Source organism: Arcobacter denitrificans (SeqCode), assembly GCF_048571185.1.
In the GTDB taxonomy this organism is placed as follows: domain Bacteria; phylum Campylobacterota; class Campylobacteria; order Campylobacterales; family Arcobacteraceae; genus Arcobacter; species Arcobacter denitrificans.
On the sequence record NZ_CP182350.1, the window covers coordinates 1,631,744 to 1,650,612 of the forward strand.

An 18,869-nucleotide genomic window follows, 5' to 3' on the forward strand; every position below is an offset into this window, starting at 1 on the left:
CCTTACTAAGTGATTATGGGATTTTTCTTAAGAACAAAAATGAGTTAAAAATTTTAGAAACATCAACTATAATTGAAGATAGTTTAGATGAGATATTTGATAATTTAAATAGTTTTAAGGAATTAAATTAAAGTAGTAATTACTACTTTAATTTTATATATTCATCATGGATATAAATTGTATCTCCAAAAACAATAACTTTATCTTCTTCATCAAAAGAATAGTCATAAATTTTATCAGTTTTAAAATCTTCTGAGATATTTACAAGATAACCTTGTGATTCTAAAGCATATATTGAACTTCCAAAAGCTAAGGCATAAAACTTAGCATATTTATATTTTTTTCTATCCATTATATTTAATGAAATATCAGTTTTTATGATTTGACCATCAATTGTTGCTAAATATATATCTGTACCATGGGCAATAATATCTCTTAAGTCATACTCTTTTATGTTAAGTACACCATCACCTACAGAGATAACTTTTTTAGAACTTGCTGCTATTAAAGTGTTATTTACTACATTTAAATAGATGATATTATTAAACTTATTGTCAGCATCAACAATAATATTTCTAACTACTTTATAGTTTTGAGCAGATACAACTAAAATTTTCCCATCAAGTGTTGGAAATAGTATTAAGTTTGACATAAAAAATGGTGCTGCAATTCTATTGTCATTTGCTAAGGATTTTGATAAATATTCTTTAAATAAAATTTTCCCATCTCTTAAATCATAAGCCATGATTGAATTATCGCTATTTACTAAAGCTAAAATATCATCTTTCATACTTGCTGCAACAACTGCTGTATTTGTTACTATCTCTTTCTTGCCTACAAAAATCTTATCTTTAATATTTGTAGAGATAACCTTTCCCTCATTTAAGTTTAAAAACTCAAAACCTTCAGCAAGTTTTATATTTGAAACACCTTTTGAACTAATAAATTGCCCATTATCAAGTGTTGCTCCATCTCTATTAAATGATTTTATACTAGAGCTTATAGACTTACTATCTTGGTTAAAAGATGTAGTGTCTTCAGGTTCAAAATACTGTTTTTTAGAACAAGCAGTAAATAGAAAGATTGCTGAAATTAAAATTAGTAAATGTTTCATTATATACCTTTATTTTGTTATTAAATAGTGCTCTAATAGTGCAACTAAATCTTTAACTTGAGATGTTTCAGGAATCATTTTAAGTGCATTCTTTGCTTCTTCATATTTTCCTGTTTGAGCTAAAATAAGTGCTCTGTTAAATATTGCAAATTCTTTTAGTAAAAAGTTTTTTTCCATAGAAACGTCATTTAGTTTTTTGATATTTTGCTCTTTTATAGCCTTTTCATATGCTAAGAGCTCTTTAAAAAATTTTGTATTTATTGAAATATCTTTTTTCTGAGAATTAAACAATACTATTTCATATAGTCTAGTATTTAAGCCTTTCAGAGTCTCTAAAGCTTTTTCATCATTAGGATTTTTCAATAACTCTTGAAAAACTATATTTGCTTTTATTTTATTTTGTTCTTTTAAATATGAAGTTACACTAATAGCTATTACTGCTACAACTACTATCACAACAGCAGATATAATTAATAGTTTGTATTTTTTGAAAAATCTTTCAAGTTTTACAAAGCCTTCTAAAAATTTTTCTTCACTATTAAGCTCTTCTTTTACGAAATCCACATTCTCTTTTAAACTCATTGATTAACCTTCTAAAAAATTAGCTATAAGTGTACAAAAATTTTCATAAAATCTTACTTTTATAAAAAATTATATATAATACAAGCCTATTAAAGTATTGGGGTTAAGATGAATAAAATTATATTATCAGTTATTGTTTTAGTATTTTCATTAAATTTTTTACATGCAGAAGATAATACAGATAAAAAAGACGCACAAAGTAGATTTGAATCTTTATCAAAATTAACAAATGTAATTGGAACTGTTGAAAAATATTATGTAGATGAATTAAAGTTACAAGAGATAGTAGATAAAGCCTTAAAAGGTCTGATGCAAGAGTTAGATGCACATTCAACTTTTATGGATAAAAAATATTTCAAAGAGATGCAAATTCAGACAAATGGTGAATTTGGAGGATTAGGGATAACTGTTGGCATGAGAGATGGTGCTTTAACTGTTATTTCACCAATTGATGGGACACCTGCATATGAAGCTGGTGTTAAATCTGAAGATATTATTTTGAAAATTGATGATAAATCAACTCTTAATATGACTTTAGATGAAGCAGTTGGACTAATGCGTGGAAAGCCAAAAACTCCTATTTCTTTGACAGTTGTTAGAAAACTTGAATCAAAACCTATAACTATAGAGATTATTAGAGATATAATTAAAATAGAATCTGTAAAATCTAAAACTATTGGAAAAGATATTTTATACCTTAGAGTTACAAGTTTTGATAAAAATGTTACAGATGGTTTAACTAAAATAATCAAAAAAAATAAAGATACTAAAGGAATTATTTTAGACTTAAGAAATAATCCTGGTGGACTACTAACACAAGCAATAGGAGTAGTTGACCTGTTTGTTGATAAAGGAATTATTGTTTCTCAAAAGGGTAGAGACAGTGAAAATGAAGAGGTATTTAATGCAAGTTATTCTAAAACACTTTCAAGAATGCCATTAGTTGTACTTGTAAATGGTGGTAGTGCTTCAGCTTCAGAAATTGTAAGTGGTGCACTGCAAGACCACAAAAGAGCAATTTTAGTTGGACAAAAAACATTTGGAAAGGGTTCTGTTCAAGTTGTATTACCTATTACTTCAGATAAAAGTGAAGGTATAAAATTAACTATTGCCAAATATTATTTGCCAAGTGGAAGAACAATCCAAGCAACTGGTATTATTCCTGATATTATTTCATACCCTGGGGCTGCAGTTCAAGCACCAGATATGGATTTTGCTATAAAAGAAGCAGATTTGAAAAAACACTTAGAGAGTGAGTTAGAAAAAGTTGATGGAAAGATAAAGAAAGTAGAAAAAACAAAAAATAAAAAAGTTGATGAAAGAGTTATCACAGATGAAGATGCTTTAAAAGATAATCAGCTAAAAACTGGGATTGATATCTTAAAAAGTTTAATAATTACTAACTAAATAATAAGTTAGAACCTTTAGATAAAAGTGAACTACTTCACTTTTATAGATTTACAAGTGCAAATTATATAAAAAGAACAATTGGAGGAAAATAATGAAAATAAGTGATATTGTAGCACTTGGTCTTTGGCCTGAATCAAAGAAAACTACAACGCAAAAAGGTATTTTAGAACTTGAAGAGTTAGGCTATAACTTGTTTTATATTGGTAAAAATGCAGATCTTTATACCTGTCCAGGAGAAGAACAAAAAGTATTATTAGTGAGAAGTGATAGATGTTCTGTTTTTGATATTCCTTTAAATCTAGAAATTGAAGGAAAAGGTATTTGGCAAACTGCAATATCTAACAATGGAGCAAAATTTGCAGAAGAAGCAGGTATTAAAACAGCAATTTTATCTGAAACTGTTGACCAATCTTTAAATGTAGCACCTAGATGTCAATTGATGGAATTATGTAAAGCCTTAGAAACAGAGATTGATGGAGATATTGTACAGTTTGAATTTATTTTCAGAAACTATTTAACAGGTTCATTACTTGATGCAACTCAAAAAGGCAATGATCCTTATGGTTTAGACTTAGATTCAAGTTTGCAAGAGTGGCATAAGTTTGATACTCCAATTTTTACTCCAACTACAAAAGGTGTTAAAGATATTCCTTTAAACTCTGCAAAGGTGAGAGAAAAGTTTCCTGAGATTATTTCAAGTTTAGAAAAACTTTTTAAAGATTTTACACAGTATGCCCATGATAATGGTATTATTATTGTAGATACAAAACTTGAAGTATTTGTAAATGAAAAAGGAGAATGGATTTTAGGTGATGAAATTTTAACACCTGAGAGTTCAAGATTTATTTCAAAAGAGAAGTTTGATGCTAAAAACTTTATTTCAATGGATAAACAAATCCTTAGAAACTTTGCAAAAGAAAACTCTTGGAAAGAGAAAGCAAAAGATTTAAAAGATGGTGAAAAATTAGATGTTGAAGTTCCAGCTTCTATAAAAAACGAGGTTTTAAGTGGATATAAAACTATCCATGAAAGATTAAGTAAATAGTTTTAAATGAAGTACTTGATACTTTATTAATCTAAATTGCTAAAGGTATGTTTAGATATAATCGCAAAAATATAAATTGAAGGTAATAAATGAAAGCAATCGTAAATGTAGCATTGAAACAAGGTGTATTAGATGACCAAGGAAAAGCAACACATCACGCTTTGGATACTTTAGGATTTAAAGAAGTTGTAAAAGATGTAAGAATTGGGAAACAAATTATTTTAGAATTAAACTCTTCAACAAAAGAAGATGCCCAAACAGAAGTTACAAAAATGTGTGAAAAATTACTTGCAAATACTGTAATTGAAGATTACAATATTCAAATTATAGAGTAGAATGATGAACGTAGCAGTATTACAATTTCCAGGTACAAATTGTGAGTATGACACAAAGTATGCATTTGTAAAACTAGGTGCAAATGTTGAAATCATATGGCACAAAGATACAAAACTACCTGAAAACATAGATTTAATAGTTATTCCTGGTGGATTTTCATATGGAGATTATTTAAGATCAGGTGCAATTGCAAGATTTGCAAATATTATGGAATCAGTAAAAGAGTTTGCCACAAAAGGTGGAAAAGTTTTAGGGATTTGTAATGGATTCCAAATCTTACTTGAAGCTGGACTTCTTCCTGGTGCTATGAAAAGAAATGATTCATTACATTTTATTTCAAAGTATAATCATTTAAAAGTTATAGAAAATGAAAATGATTTTTTAAAAAGTCTTGAAAAAAATGATGTAGTAAATATACCAATTGCACACCATGATGGAAACTACTTCATTGATGATAATGGTTTAAAAGAGCTTGAATCAAATAAACAGATACTTTTAAAGTATTGTGATGAAAAAGGAAATCTTTTAAATATAAATGGTTCTGTTTCAAATATCGCAGGTATTTGTAATAAAGAAAAAAATGTTTATGGACTTATGCCTCACCCTGAACGTGCAATAGAAACACTTCTTGGATGTGATGATGGTGTTAAGATGCTAGAAGGTTTCTTCAAATAATAAGAGGTAGTTTTACTACTTCTTAAAATAGGAAAAATATGAAAAATATTTTTTATTTACTTCTTATTTCAGTTTTATTATTTGCTAATGAAACTGAACCTCAAAACTCTTCTGAATTTACAAAAAAAGAGACTTCCGTTTTTGATACTAACAATAGTGCACAAGTTGAAGAATTAAAACCAAGCTATTTTGAAGAGATTATTAACTACGACTTGGAAAATGATTTAAAAGAAAAAAATATATATCTAAGCTATAAATCATTTCCCAAAAATATCTTTAAAAATCAAAGATTTGAGATAATTCTAAAAGCCATAATAACAGCAGAAGATTATGACAAGATTGAGACAAGATTTATTAATTCAGAAAATATGAATGTATTAAATCCAGAGTCTCCTTGGGAAGAACAAGAAGATAAAACATTTGAAAATAAGTTTTATTTTAAAGCATATGAAGATAGTTTTGTAATGCCAACATTTCAAGTAGCTATTTATAAAAACTTAGAATTAATCGAAGTTCAAAATATAGCACCGCAAGAAGTTGCTTTTAGTGAAATAGGTAAAAATATCAATAACTTTTCATCTGTAATTGCAAAAGACTTGCTAATAAATGCCCACAAAACAAAACAATATAATAATGATGAACTAATCACAATTATGGATATAAATGCAGTAGAGTCAAATTTAGAAGACTTTGCAATAAAAGGTGTTCAAGAGCAAGGAATTTCAAAAATTGATGATAACTATCCTGAACAAAACTTATTATACTACTTAGTATTGCCAGTTCACACTAAAAAACTTGATTTCTCTTATTATAATAGTTTCGAAAAGAAATTTATTACAATAAAAATTCCAATAGTATTAGAAAATGAATTAGTAAGTACTCAAACAGATTTAAATCCAAACAAGAGCAATATTTTATTTTATAAAAGAGTAGCTTTAGGTAGTTTATTTGCAGGATTTTTAATAATTTATATTTGGAAAAGAAAAAAAATCTATCTTATATTAACACTTATATCATGTGTTGGATTATTAATTTATTCAATTCCAAATAAAACTAGTACCTTAAAAAAAGATAGTTATATTTATATACTTCCTACAAAAAAATCAACAATATTTCAAAAAACAACTAAAGATTATGTTGTTGAAGTATCCATAAAAAGAGGTGAGTTTATTAAAATCATTGTTGAACAAGGTGATAAAAGTATGATTGGATGGGTTAAACAAAATGATCTTATCAAGAATTAGAGGAATCATTGTATTAATACAGTTTACAATTACAGTTGCAATTGTAGTTGTTTCCATGTATATTTTTAAAAATCATGTGCATAAGATTATAAAATTATGGATGAAATTACAAATCTTCTTTTTAGGTATTAAGATTGAAGAAGTTGGTAAAATAGATGAATCATGTGACATGGTTATTATGAATCATCAAAGTCTCCTTGATATTATAGTAATAGAACATATTCATAACAGACATTTAGCTTGGGTTGGTAAAAAAGAGATTACTGATTTATTTTTCTTTGGGCATATAATGAAAGCCCCTCAAATGATTACAATTGACAGGGAAAATAAAACAGGTTTGATAAAACTTATCAAAGAGGCAAAAGATAGATTATCTAAAAATAGACCAATAGCAATATTTCCAGAAGGTACTAGAAGTCAGGGTGATAATATGTTAAGTTTTAAAGCAGGTGCTGCAATGGTAGCAAATAAATTAAATCTAAAAGTTCAACCCTTAATTATCATAAATACAAAAAAAATATTAGATTCTCAAAAACTTGAAGCAAATCCAGGAGTTGTAAAAGTTATATATTTAGATCCTGTTCAAGCCAATAAAGATACAAACTGGTATAAAGAAACAGAAGAAGAGATGAAAGAAGTATTAGCAACTGAAATGAGAAAAGAGTTATGATGACACTCTCTTGGCAGACAATCTTAGCAGTTGGTTGTGGAGGATTTTTAGGAGCAGTTACAAGAGTATATGTAACTCACACTATGAATTTGTCAATGAAATCAGATTTTCCTTGGGGAGTTTTGACTGTAAATATTATAGGAAGTTTTCTAATTGGAATTTTGTTTGCAATATTTGTGCACTATACAGTTTCTGATACTTTAAAAGCTTTTTTAACAAGTGGATTTTTGGGAGCATTAACTACCTATTCAACTTTTGCAATAGAGAGTTTTTTTTTACTTAATAGTTCACTTATTTTAGGTGCTACAAATATGTTTTTAAATCTTTTTGGAACAATCGTTGCAGCAGGTAGTGGATACAAACTTTTAAGCTTTTTGCTTAAGTGAAATAATCCAATTTATTTAAGGATTAAGAAGATATAATATTCCTTAAATTTAGAAAAAAGTCAATATAGGAGAATAATATGGGTATGCCAGGTGGTATGGAATGGATTTTAATTGCGTTGGTTGTGTTATTACTTTTTGGTGGTAAGAAAATCCCTGAATTAGCAAAAGGTTTAGGTTCTGGAATTAAGAACTTCAAAAATGCTGTTAAAGAAGACGAAAAAGAAGAAGAAGAAGTTGCAAAAGCAGATAAAGCTGATGAAATAGAAGATAAGAAAACAAATACTACTTCAGTAGATACAGAAGATAGTAAAAAAGCTTAGGAATTAATAGTTGCAAATTCAAGTAAAAGAATATATAGAAAAGATATTAGAAATACAGAATCTAGTTTTAGAAAAACCTAAAGATATCTCTTTGGGTCATTATGCAACACCAGTTGCTTTTTCATTGGCTAAAGAGTTAAGAAAAAATCCGATGCTAATAGCACAAGAGTTAGCTGATAAGTTTGAGGATTCACAAATCTTTGATAGTGTGACAGCAGTAAAAGGTTTTGTGAATTTTAAACTTTCAAACACTTTTTTAGAAGAGCTTACTTCAAAACTTTTTGAAAATGAAGACTCTTTTGCAAAAGGCAAAAGTAAAAATCAAAAAATTCTTTTGGAGTATGTAAGTGCAAATCCTACTGGACCATTGCATATAGGACATGCTAGAGGTGCGATTTTTGGTGATACGTTAGCTCGTGTTGGTAAACATCTAGGTTATGATGTTACTACAGAGTATTATATAAATGATGCTGGCGCACAAATGGATATGTTAGGACTTTCTATATCTTTAGCTGGAAGAGAATTCCTGCTAAATGAAACAGTTGAATACCCTGAATCATATTATAGAGGTGAATATTTAATAGATATTGCAAAAGAGATTCAAAAAAACTTTGGTGATGATATTTTTAATGATGAAACAAGATTTAGAGAGATGGCTTCATATGGAAAAGATGAAGTTCTAAAAATCATAGAAAAAGATTTAAAAGATATTGGAATTGAGTTTGATAATTATATCTCAGAAAACTCTTTATATTCTTCTTGGGAAGATACAAAAACTGTTTTAGAAAAGAATGGTTCTTTATATGAAAAAGATGAAAAAGTATTCTTAAAATCAACTGCTCATGGTGATGATAGTGATAGAGTTGTGGTAAGAGACAATGGTATCCCAACTTATCTTGCTGGTGATATTATTTATCACCAGCATAAATATGATAGAAACTTTGATAGATATATAAATATCTGGGGTGCTGATCACCATGGCTATATTACAAGAGTAAAAGCTGCAATTGAATTTTTAGGAAATGATTCTTCTAAATTAGAGATTATTCTTTCTCAAATGGTACAACTTTTAAAAGGTGGTGAGCCTTATAAAATGAGTAAGAGAAAAGGTAACTTTATTCTTATGAGTGATATTTCTGAAGAGATTGGTGCAGATGCACTTAGATTTGTATTTCTAACAAGAAAAAGTGATACTCACTTAGAGTTTGATTTAGAAATGTTAAAAAACCAAGATTCTTCAAATCCAGTATTTTATATAAATTATGCACATGCAAGAATTAATCAAGTATTTAAAAAAGCAAATTTAACAACAAATGATGTAAAAGATGAAAAGTTTGAAAATTTAAATGAAGATGCTATAAATTTGGTGTATGAATCACTACTTTTACCAGCAATTATAAATGAAGCTTTTGAAAAAAGAGATATGCAAAAAATCACTGATTATTTATACTCTCTTGCATCTTCAGTTCATAAATTCTATAATGAGCATAAAGTATTAGATTCAGAAGAACAAAATAGTTATTTAAAAGTTTTAAGTGTTGTATCTTTATCAATAAGAACAGGTTTAAAACTATTAGGAATAAAAGCTAAGGAGGTAATGTAATGAAATGGATTATAGTTATTTTTGCAGTAGTAATTGCAATTGCTGTTATTACTGGATATACAGGTGGCGCAAAAGATGCTACTACTAATTACGGTAAAGTTATGAGAGGAGGGTGAATTAACCCTCTTTGTTAGTTTCTAGTTCACTTAAGAACTCTTCTATAGAGTACTTATCTCTTGTTTTTTCATTCATAAGATGTATAAAAGCATCACCTAAATCAATTACTGTCCAATCTTCATTCTCATCAACTCTTAAAAATTCTTCACCTGATGGTTTTAACTCATCTTTTAGATGGTTTAATAAAGCAAAACCATGTTTAGCATTTAGTGTTGTTGCAATAATAACAAAATCTACAATATAATCTTTGTCTAGAAGATTAATTACTTCAACATTTACTGCTTTTTTATCTTCTAATAATTTTACAATTGTTTCTTCTCTATTCAATATATGTACCTTTTTAGTGCCAAAACTTTTTGACATCTTCTTTTATTTTATTTGGAACAAAATTTAAGTCCAAACTATCTCTTAACTGTGTAGAACTTATATTTATATCTACGTTTAAAGTTTGTATATTATCATAAAAATCATTACAAAAACCATTTCTTGTTACAACTACCAGTTCTACCTTGCTTAAGATATCTTCAGTATGATGCCAAGTATCTAATTTTTCATAATTATCAGCACCTATTATAAGATATGTTTTTTTGGGTTTATAATACTCTTTTAAATAATTGATTGTTTCAATAGAGTAAACAGGCCTATTTTGTTTAATCTCATAATCACTTATCAAAATTTTTTCATCATCTTGAAAGTTTTCACTTAGTAAAAAAAGTCTCTCATTGGGTGTTAGATGTGATTTTATCTTTTGTGGATTTAAAAAAGTAGGAACTAAAATAATAAGGTCTAAATCTAAGGTTTTGAGCGCCTCATTTACGATAGTTTCATGGGCAATGTGTATTGGGTCAAAACTACCACCAAAAATTGCAATTTGCACTTAATATAATCCTTTATATTATACTAAAGGGCACTACTAAAAATTAGAATATACATAAATAGTACAGTAAGGTGTAAGATTTAAAAAAAAAGAGTTGAAGGACTAGCCGTAGCTAATTCGAAACTCTTTTTTTTTAAAGATTGTGCCTTAATGTACTACCCTTTGGGCGATAAATGAGTATTCTTATCTTAAAGAGTTTTAATTTGAATTACAAGAAGTAGTCCTGCCTTAAAACTCTTTAACCTAGAAACACTCCTTTATCGTTTATGTGTATTCTAATTTTTAGAGGTGCCCTTAAATTATATTATAGCAACTTTTAGATAAAATGCCTTAAATATATAAAAACAAGAGGGACAAAATGGCTATAAAAGTTGCTATAAATGGTTTTGGAAGAATTGGTAGATGTGTTGCTAGAATTATTGAACAAAGAGATGATGTAGAATTAGTTGCTATTAATGATACAGCTTCTATTGAAATGCTAGAGTATATCACAAAATATGACACTGTGCATGGAACTTTTAATGGTGATGTAAAAGTTGAAAATGGTTTTCTAAAGATGGGAAAAGTTAATGCAAAACTTTATTCAACAAGAGATGCAAAAGAGTTAACTTTTACAAAAGAGTGTGGTGCAGAAGTTGTTTTAGAGTGCACTGGTGCATATTTAACACAAGAAAAGTGTCAAGTACATATTGATAATGGTGCAAAGAAAGTAGTTATGTCTGCACCTGCAAAAGATGATACTCCAACTTTTGTATTAGGTGTAAATGAGTCAGAATATAAAGGGCAAACAATAGTTTCAAATGCTTCTTGTACAACAAACTGTTTAGGACCAATCGCAAAAATTATTGATGATGCTTATGGGATTGAAAAAGGTTTAATGACAACTATTCACTCATACACAAATGACCAAAACATCCTAGATGTAAAACATAAATCAGATAAAAGAAGAGCAAGAGCAGGGGCTCAAAACATGATTCCTACTTCAACAGGTGCTGCAAAAGCTATGAGATTAATCATGCCTCAACTTGATGGAAAATTACATGGGCAAAGTGTAAGAGTACCTACGCCAAACGTTTCTATGGTAGATGTAAACTTTATGATTAGTAAAGATACAACAAAAGAAGAGATAAATGCTTTATTTGAAAACAAGTCAAAAGAACTTGCTGGAATAGTTGCAGTTGATAATGAGATGATGGTTTCAAGTGATTTAGTTGGAAACACAAACTCTACAATTATAGCTTCAGATTTAACACAAGTAATCGGTGGAAATATGATAAAAGTTATGAGTTGGTATGATAATGAGTGGGGATACTCTTCAAGACTAATTGATATGGCTGTTTTCGTAACTAAGAACTAAGGATATAGATGAAACTACAAGAGATTAAGAATTTAGAAATAGCTGGTAAAAAGATATTTATAAGATGTGATTTTAATGTTCCTATGGATGAATATAATAATATCACAGATGATAGAAGAATTAGAAGTGCTCTTAATACTATTAGATATTGTATAGATAATGATTGTTCTGTTATTTTGGCATCTCACTTTGGAAGACCTAAAGAGGCTTTTGAAGAGAAATATTCTTTAAAACCTATTGCAAAAAGATTGCATACTCTTTTAAAACAAGAGATTAAAATGGCTAAAAATATAGTTCAGCCAGATACTTTAGAAATAGCAAAAAATCTACAAGCTGGTGAAATTTTACTTTTAGAAAACCTAAGATATCACGAAGGTGAAACTAAAAATGATGAAGATTTTGCATCAAAATTAGCATCTATGGCTGATGTTTATATTAATGATGCTTTTGGAGTATCTCATAGGGCTCATGCTTCTGTTGAAGGTATTACAAAATATTTTGATATGCAACATAAAGCGGCTGGATTTTTACTTGCAAAAGAGATTAAGTTTTTTCATCATATAGTTCATAATCCTAAAAGACCTTTTGTATCTATAGTTGGAGGTTCAAAAGTTTCTGGGAAACTAGAAGCTTTACATAATCTTGTACCAAAAGTTGACAAAATACTTATTGGTGGAGGTATGGCCTTTACATTTTTAAAAGCTTTAGGTTTAGAAGTTGGAAAATCTTTAGTTGAAGAGCATTTAATTCCAGAAGCTACAAAGATCATGGAAGAAGCAAAAGCTCTAGGTGTAAAATTGTATTTGCCTGTTGATGTTGTTGCAGCTGAAGCTTTTGATGCAGAAGCAATTGCTAAACTTGTAACTACTCAAGAGATTCCTAAAAATTGGATGGGACTAGATATAGGACCTGCAACGGCACAGATGTTTAAATTAGCACTAAATGATGCAAATACAATCCTATGGAATGGACCAATGGGTGTTTATGAAATGGATAAATTTGCAAAAGGAAGTACAAGAGTTTCCCATGCAGTTGCACAATCATTTGCTACAACTGTTGTAGGTGGTGGAGATACTGCTGACTTAGTTAGAATTACTGGTGATGAAGATGAGATGACTTTTATCTCAACTGGTGGTGGAGCATCTTTAGAGTTAATCGAAGGAAAAGTATTACCAGGTGTAAAAGCTTTAGTATTAGAGGATTAAGATGATTATTGCTTCTAATTTTAAAACAAACCATACTAGACAGAGCTCAAAAGAGTATATCTCATTTGTAAATGAGTATTTAAATAGCAATAAAGATGTTGAAGTGATTATTTTTCCAACAGCTACATCTTTAGATAACTATAAAACAAATTCTAATTTGACTATTGGGGCACAAAATGCCTATGGGGTAAATAAGGGTTCATTTACAGGAGAGATAGGAACACAGCAACTTGATGAATTTGCAATTAAGACTATTCTTATAGGTCATAGTGAGAGAAGACATGTCTTAGGTGAATCACAAGAAGAGATTGCTAAAAAGTATGCTTTTTACAAAGAGTTAGGATACAAAATAGTTTATTGTATTGGTGAACCTTTAGAAGTAAAAGAGCAAGGCTTAGAAAAAACATTAGAGTATATTTATGAACAATTTGTAGGAATAGATACAAATTATGAAAATCTTATTTTAGCTTATGAACCTGTTTGGGCTATTGGTACAGGAGTTACAGCTACAAATGATGATATAAAATCAGTCCATAGTGTAATAAAAAGTAAAATAGATAAGCCATTACTTTATGGTGGAAGTGTTAAAATTGAAAATGTTGCACAGATATGTTCTCTTGATGGAGTTGATGGAGCATTAATAGGAACAGCTTCTTGGGTAAAAGAGGATTTTGTTCAAATTCTAAAAAATATAAAAGGATTATAAGATGGTAATGAATGGTAAAAAGGGTGTAATTTTAGGTGTTGCAAATAATAAATCTATTGCTTATGGTATTGCAAAACAGTGTGCTGCTCAAGGGGCACAAATCGCTTTTACATATTTAAATGACTCTTTGAAAAAAAGAGTTGAGCCAATCGCTGCTGAATTTGATAGTGAAGATTTAGTTTATCCTTGTGATGTTTCAAACCCTGAAGAAATCAAGGCACTGAAAGTATCTTTAGAAAAAGACTTAGGTCAAATTGATTTTATCGTTCACTCTATTGCTTTTGCTCCAAAAGAGGGATTATCAGGAAGATTTTATGATATTTCTAAAGAGGCATTTGATGTTGCAATGGATATATCAGTTTACTCACTAATTGAAATTACAAGAGAGTTAAAACCACTATTAAGTGAGAACTCTTCTATTTTAACTCTTTCATATTATGGTGGAGAAAAATATATTCCAAACTATAACCTAATGGGTATTGCAAAAGCAGCCTTAGAGATGACTACAAAATATCTTGCAGAAGATTTAGGAAAAGATGGTTGTAGAGTAAATGCAATTTCAGCAGGTCCTATTAAAACTTTAGCAGCAGCTGGAATTAGCGATTTTAGATTTATGCTTAAATGGAATGAAGCACACTCTCCACTTAAAAAGAATGTTACTATTGATGAAGTTGGAAATTCTGGGATGTATTTGTTATCTGATTTATCAAGTGCAGTAACTGGTGAGATTCATTATGTTGATTGTGGGTATAACATTATGGGGATGCCAGCGGTTAATTTCGATGAAAATGGAAGACCTACAATTGCATGGAACGGAACTGATAAGTAGTCATAAAGCGTAATCTTTTGGCGAATACCTTCGTTGTCAAACAAATTTTAGACACTCACTTACCTTAGTAAGCTCCTGCCTAAAATTTGTTTTCCGCCTTGGTCTTCACTCAAAATCTTACACTTTCTAACTACTTATCTTGGAATAAAAATTTTAAATTTAAATTTTTGGAATTTAGATTTAAGATTTTAGGAAAATAGGAAAGAGATGAATATTAATTTTAAAGAATTAGCAAATAAATATAAAACACCATATTATGTATACGATTTTGATCATATTACGCAACAATATGAAGAATTAAAAGAGTCATTTAAAGCAAGAAAATCACTTGTAGCATATGCTGTAAAAGCAAACTCAAATTTAAGTGTAGTTCAACATCTAGGAAACTTAGGGGCTGGAGCTGATTGTGTATCTATTGGTGAAGTTAAACGTGCTTTAAAGGTGGGGATAAAACCATATAAGATTATTTTTTCTGGTGTTGGTAAAATTGATGATGAGATTAGAGAAGCTTTAGAGTTAAATATTTTGATGATAAATGTGGAGAGTGAAGCAGAGCTTCATAGGGTTGAGATTATTGCAAAAGAGTTAAATAAAGAGGCTAGAATTTCTGTAAGAGTTAATCCAAATATTGACCCACAAACACATCCTTATATCTCAACTGGACTACATGAAAACAAGTTTGGTGTAGATATTGATACAGCAAAAAGAATGTATATCAAATGTAAAAACTCAGAACATCTTGATGCTGTTGGGATTCACTGTCATATAGGCTCACAACTTACACAATTAGAGCCAATAAAAGAGTCTATTAAAATAGTTGCTGATTTAGTAAGAAATCTAAAAGCTATCAATATGGAGATATCATTTTTTGATATTGGTGGTGGTCTTGGAATTGTATATGATAATGAAATACTTATTGATACTAAAGAGTATGCACAATCTGTATTAGAAAATCTGTTTGGATTAGATATAACTGTTGTATGTGAACCAGGAAGATTTTTAGTAGGAAACTGTGGAACATTTGTAACAAAAGTACTTTATGAAAAAATCAATGGAAGTAAAAGATTTGTAATAGTTGATGGGGCTATGAATGATTTAATTAGACCATCTTTATATGATGCATACCACAAGATTGAAGTTCTTGGAAAAAGTGAAAATGTAAGCGAATGTAACTTAGTAGGTCCTGTTTGTGAAAGTGGAGACTTTTTTGCAAAAAATAGAGAACTTCCTGCAACACAACACAATGACTTAATAGCAATTTATAGTGCAGGTGCATATGGGTTTACCATGGCATCAAACTACAACACAAGAGGTAAAGTTGCTGAAATCGCAATAGAGAGTGGACAAGATAGATTGATAAGAAAAAGAGAAGTTTTTGAAGACTTGATTGCCCTTGAAGAGGAATTTATAAAATAGATGAGCAAAGCTTATTTCATAGATGTGCAAGGTACTTTAATAGATGATATTAATAAAGAGCCAATAAACGGTGCCATAGAGTTTATTGATACCTTAAATGAAAAAAGCATACCATATGTAGTGATTACAAACAACACAAAATTTAAAAGTGAAGATTTTAAAAAGTTTTTAAATGACAAGGGGTTTAATATTAAAAACTATATTGACCCTTTTTATATTTTAAATAATGTTGCAGATGAAAAAAGAGTTGCAGCTTTTGGTACAGAAGAGTTTTTAAAAACTATGACTGAGCTTGGCTTTGAAATTGATTTTGAAAATCCAAAGGGATTAATTGTATCAATAAAAAAAGAGTATACAAATGAAGACTATGCTTCAATGATAGAGACTGCTTTAAAAGTAGATAGTATCATTGGTATGCATGACACTTCAATTTACTCAAAAGACTCAAGAAGATATCCAGGTGTTGGTGCTATTATGAATATGATAAAATTTGCCACAAATAAAGATTATAAAGTAGTAGGAAAACCCTCTCTTGGTTTTTTTCAAAGTGCAAAAAATATTATAGACATAGATTATAAAGATATAATGATTATCTCAGATGATATGATAGGAGACTTAATAGGAGCTCAAAAGCTTGAAATGAGTTCTTGTTTGGTTTTAAGTGGAAAAATAAAAAGTAAAGAAGAGATACTCTCTACTTTGGATGATAATGAAAAACCAAACTTTATATGTAAAGATATGAGTGAAGTTTTGAATCTTTTAAATAAAGGTGAAATATGAGTGAAGCTGGATTACAAGAGTTAAGAGATAAGTTAGATGCAATTGATAATGAGCTTTTAAAACTTATTAATGAAAGAATGGAGTTAGTTCATCAAGTAGGTGAATTGAAGGCAAAAAGTGGTGGAGCAATTTATAGACCAGAGAGAGAAAAAGCTATTATAGATAGACTTGAAAAGCTCAATGTGGGAAAACTCAATCGTGCTGCAATAGAAGCGCTATTTTTAGAGATTTTTGCCATAAGTAGAAATCTTGAACTACCTGAAAACATAGCCTATCTTGGACCTGAAGGTAGCTTTACTCATCAAGCAGCGGAAGTTAGATTTGGAGCTATGAGCTCATATATTTCTATAGGCTCTATTAAGGGTGTATTTAGAGAAGTAAGTACAAAAAAAGCAAAATATGGAGTTATTCCTATTGAAAATTCATCAAATGGAATAGTATCAGATACGATAAACTGTTTAAGTAATTACAATCTAAAAATCATTGCTGAGGTTGTTTTAGATATTCACCATACACTTGCAAGTAATTGTGATAAAGTAAGTGAGATAAAAAAGATATATTCAAAAGATATTGCCTTTGAGCAGTGTAGAAAGTTTTTGGAAAATTTTGGTCTTGATGAGGTTGAATTAATTCCCGTAGAATCTACAACAAAAGCCGCAAAATTAGCTTTAAATGAGCCAAGTTCAGCAGCTATTTGTCCCCATGTTGGAGCAAAACTACATAATCTTCCAATACTATTTGAAAATATTGAAGATAAAGACAATAACAAAACTAGATTTTTTATTGTAAGTGATTTTGATAATGCCCAAAGTGGAAATGACAAAACATCAATTTTAGCAAAATTGCCAAACACTCCTGGTGCTTTGGTTGAATTTTTAACTGATTTTGATAAGGCTAAAATCAATTTAACTAAGATAAAATCACACATAGTTGAAGGTGTGTCGATATTTTTTATAGATTTTAGTGGTCATAGAGATGATGAAAATGTGAAAGAGATATTTGAAAAGCATGATGAGTCTATTAAGTTCTTGGGTTCATATGTTAAAGAAATAGATGATATTTAGTTTTAGGAAAATTAATGAAATTTAATGAAGTTTTAGAAAATGTTACAACTTATGAAGCTGGTAAACCTATTGAGTTAGTTGTAAGAGAGTATGGTGTTGATTCAAAAGATGTTGTAAAGTTAGCTTCAAATGAGAACCCATATGGAACTAGCCCAAAAGTTACTGCTAAAATCCAAGAGTTAGCCAAAAATATGTTTATCTATCCAGATGATTCTATGTATGAACTAAAAGAATCTTTAGCAAATAAGTTTGAAGTAGAATCAACAAATGTGATTATAGGTTCTGGAAGTGATCAGATTTTAGAGTTTTGTGTACATGCAAAATGTGATAAAAACTCAAAAATACTTATGTCAAAAACAACTTTTGCTATGTATGAAATCTATGGTAAACAAACAGGTTCACAGATTATTAAAACCCAGTCTCACACCCATGACTTAGAGCAATTTTCAGCTTTATATAAAGAGCATGGGGCTGATGTTATATTTTTATGCTTGCCAAACAATCCATTAGGTGAGTGTTTAGATAAAGATGAAGTTTATAAGTTCCTAGAAAAAATAGGTAGTGATACTTTAGTAGTAGTTGATGGGGCATATCAAGAGTATGCAGCTTTTAAAGATGAAAAGAAAAGAATAGTACCAAGTGATTTAATTACTAAATACCCAAATTGTATCTATCTTGGCACTTTTTCAAAAGCTTATGCCTTAGGTGGTATGAGAGTTGGATATGGAATTGCCAGAGCTGATATAATAAAAACTCTTTACAAACTAAGAGCTCCTTTTAATATCACAACTTTAACTCTAGCTGCTGCAATTGAAGCACTAAAAGATGAAGAGTTTGTAACTACATGTATAGCTAAAAACTTTGAAGAGATGAAAAGATATGAAGAGTATGTTGATGCAAAAGGTTTTGAATATATTCCTTCATATACAAACTTTATTACTATTTTATTTGGTGACAAGTTTGTATCAAAAGAAGTTGCTCAAAAACTTCTAGAAGTGGGAGTGATAGTTCGAGATTTGACAGGATATGGTCAAAATGCTATAAGAATAACTATAGGTACAAATGAACAAAATACAAAAGTATTTAAAATGTTGGATGAAGTGTTAGAAAAATTAAAATAGATTAAGAAGAGA

General features: G+C 29.2%; 21 protein-coding genes. 17 read left to right on the forward strand and 4 right to left on the reverse strand.

Translation table 11 applies throughout. The features are described from left to right. Positions 1-142: 142 nt before the first annotated feature. Complete coding sequence (locus ACNI28_RS08185) at positions 143-1,114, reverse strand: PQQ-binding-like beta-propeller repeat protein (RefSeq protein WP_419763772.1); 972 nt, start codon at positions 1,112-1,114, stop codon at positions 143-145. A gap of 9 nt (positions 1,115-1,123) precedes the next feature. Then, positions 1,124-1,696 carry a hypothetical protein gene (locus ACNI28_RS08190; protein WP_419763773.1) on the reverse strand — a complete coding sequence of 191 codons (573 nt, stop codon included), beginning with the start codon at positions 1,694-1,696 and terminating at the stop codon, positions 1,124-1,126. Between the two features lie 108 nt (positions 1,697-1,804). Here ACNI28_RS08190 and ACNI28_RS08195 point away from each other — a divergent pair, with 108 nt between their 5' ends. From ACNI28_RS08195 to argS, 9 genes are all read left to right on the forward strand, one after another. Then, entirely contained in the window at positions 1,805-3,103 is a 1,299-nt protein-coding gene (locus ACNI28_RS08195; protein WP_419763774.1) for a S41 family peptidase, read from the forward strand. A gap of 94 nt (positions 3,104-3,197) precedes the next feature. Next, on the forward strand, positions 3,198-4,151 hold the full coding sequence (locus ACNI28_RS08200; protein WP_419763775.1) for a phosphoribosylaminoimidazolesuccinocarboxamide synthase: 954 nt from the start codon (positions 3,198-3,200) through the stop codon (positions 4,149-4,151). 89 nt (positions 4,152-4,240) lie between these two features. After that, positions 4,241-4,486 (forward strand): phosphoribosylformylglycinamidine synthase subunit PurS, encoded by a 246-nt coding sequence (gene purS, locus ACNI28_RS08205; RefSeq protein WP_419763776.1) that lies wholly within the window; start codon positions 4,241-4,243, stop codon positions 4,484-4,486. 4 nt (positions 4,487-4,490) lie between these two features. Beyond that, complete coding sequence (purQ, locus tag ACNI28_RS08210; RefSeq protein WP_419766457.1) at positions 4,491-5,162, forward strand: phosphoribosylformylglycinamidine synthase I; 672 nt, start codon at positions 4,491-4,493, stop codon at positions 5,160-5,162. A gap of 38 nt (positions 5,163-5,200) precedes the next feature. Next, positions 5,201-6,406, forward strand: coding sequence for a hypothetical protein (locus tag ACNI28_RS08215; RefSeq protein ID WP_419763777.1), 1,206 nt, complete (start codon positions 5,201-5,203; stop codon positions 6,404-6,406). After that, positions 6,369-7,076 (forward strand): lysophospholipid acyltransferase family protein, encoded by a 708-nt coding sequence (locus ACNI28_RS08220; RefSeq protein ID WP_419763778.1) that lies wholly within the window; start codon positions 6,369-6,371, stop codon positions 7,074-7,076. The genes ACNI28_RS08215 and ACNI28_RS08220 overlap by 38 nt, the downstream gene beginning before the upstream one ends. Beyond that, positions 7,076-7,462 carry a fluoride efflux transporter CrcB gene (gene crcB / locus ACNI28_RS08225; protein WP_419766458.1) on the forward strand — a complete coding sequence of 129 codons (387 nt, stop codon included), beginning with the start codon at positions 7,076-7,078 and terminating at the stop codon, positions 7,460-7,462. The genes ACNI28_RS08220 and crcB overlap by 1 nt, the downstream gene beginning before the upstream one ends. A 77-nt stretch (positions 7,463-7,539) precedes the next feature. Beyond that, on the forward strand, positions 7,540-7,782 hold the full coding sequence (tatA, locus tag ACNI28_RS08230; RefSeq protein WP_419763779.1) for a twin-arginine translocase TatA/TatE family subunit: 243 nt from the start codon (positions 7,540-7,542) through the stop codon (positions 7,780-7,782). A 10-nt stretch (positions 7,783-7,792) separates the two neighbouring features. After that, a complete protein-coding gene (gene argS, locus ACNI28_RS08235; protein ID WP_419763780.1) occupies positions 7,793-9,385 on the forward strand; it encodes an arginine--tRNA ligase in 1,593 nt (530 codons plus the stop codon). A 117-nt stretch (positions 9,386-9,502) separates the two neighbouring features. Here the strand turns inward: argS and rsfS are convergent, their stop codons facing one another. Together rsfS and nadD are read right to left on the reverse strand one after the other, a co-directional pair. Continuing rightward, positions 9,503-9,829, reverse strand: coding sequence for a ribosome silencing factor (gene rsfS / locus ACNI28_RS08240; RefSeq protein ID WP_419763781.1), 327 nt, complete (start codon positions 9,827-9,829; stop codon positions 9,503-9,505). A gap of 13 nt (positions 9,830-9,842) precedes the next feature. Then, the gene (gene nadD, locus ACNI28_RS08245) at positions 9,843-10,379 is read right to left on the reverse strand and encodes a nicotinate (nicotinamide) nucleotide adenylyltransferase (RefSeq protein ID WP_419763782.1); all 537 of its coding nucleotides are present in this window, start codon (positions 10,377-10,379) and stop codon (positions 9,843-9,845) included. Between the two features lie 358 nt (positions 10,380-10,737). Here nadD and gap point away from each other — a divergent pair, with 358 nt between their 5' ends. The 8 genes from gap to hisC all read left to right on the forward strand — a co-directional run bounded on the left by gap (position 10,738) and on the right by hisC (position 18,857). Next, positions 10,738-11,736, forward strand: a complete 999-nt coding sequence (gene gap / locus ACNI28_RS08250) for a type I glyceraldehyde-3-phosphate dehydrogenase (protein WP_419763783.1) — start codon at positions 10,738-10,740, stop codon at positions 11,734-11,736. Between the two features lie 8 nt (positions 11,737-11,744). Then, positions 11,745-12,941, forward strand: a complete 1,197-nt coding sequence (locus ACNI28_RS08255) for a phosphoglycerate kinase (RefSeq protein WP_419763784.1) — start codon at positions 11,745-11,747, stop codon at positions 12,939-12,941. A gap of 1 nt (position 12,942) precedes the next feature. Further along, complete coding sequence (locus ACNI28_RS08260) at positions 12,943-13,647, forward strand: triose-phosphate isomerase (protein WP_419763785.1); 705 nt, start codon at positions 12,943-12,945, stop codon at positions 13,645-13,647. 1 nt (position 13,648) lies between these two features. After that, a complete protein-coding gene (fabI, locus tag ACNI28_RS08265; RefSeq protein ID WP_419763786.1) occupies positions 13,649-14,476 on the forward strand; it encodes an enoyl-ACP reductase FabI in 828 nt (275 codons plus the stop codon). Positions 14,477-14,683: 207 nt separating this feature from the next. Then, positions 14,684-15,892, forward strand: a complete 1,209-nt coding sequence (gene lysA, locus ACNI28_RS08270) for a diaminopimelate decarboxylase (RefSeq protein ID WP_419763787.1) — start codon at positions 14,684-14,686, stop codon at positions 15,890-15,892. Further along, positions 15,893-16,672: an HAD-IIA family hydrolase gene (locus tag ACNI28_RS08275; RefSeq protein WP_419763788.1), complete on the forward strand. Its 780-nt coding sequence runs from the start codon at positions 15,893-15,895 to the stop codon at positions 16,670-16,672. Then, entirely contained in the window at positions 16,669-17,736 is a 1,068-nt protein-coding gene (gene pheA, locus ACNI28_RS08280) for a chorismate mutase (protein ID WP_419763789.1), read from the forward strand. The genes ACNI28_RS08275 and pheA overlap by 4 nt, the downstream gene beginning before the upstream one ends. A gap of 14 nt (positions 17,737-17,750) precedes the next feature. Next, entirely contained in the window at positions 17,751-18,857 is a 1,107-nt protein-coding gene (hisC, locus tag ACNI28_RS08285) for a histidinol-phosphate transaminase (RefSeq protein WP_419763790.1), read from the forward strand. Positions 18,858-18,869: the final 12 nt, after the last annotated feature.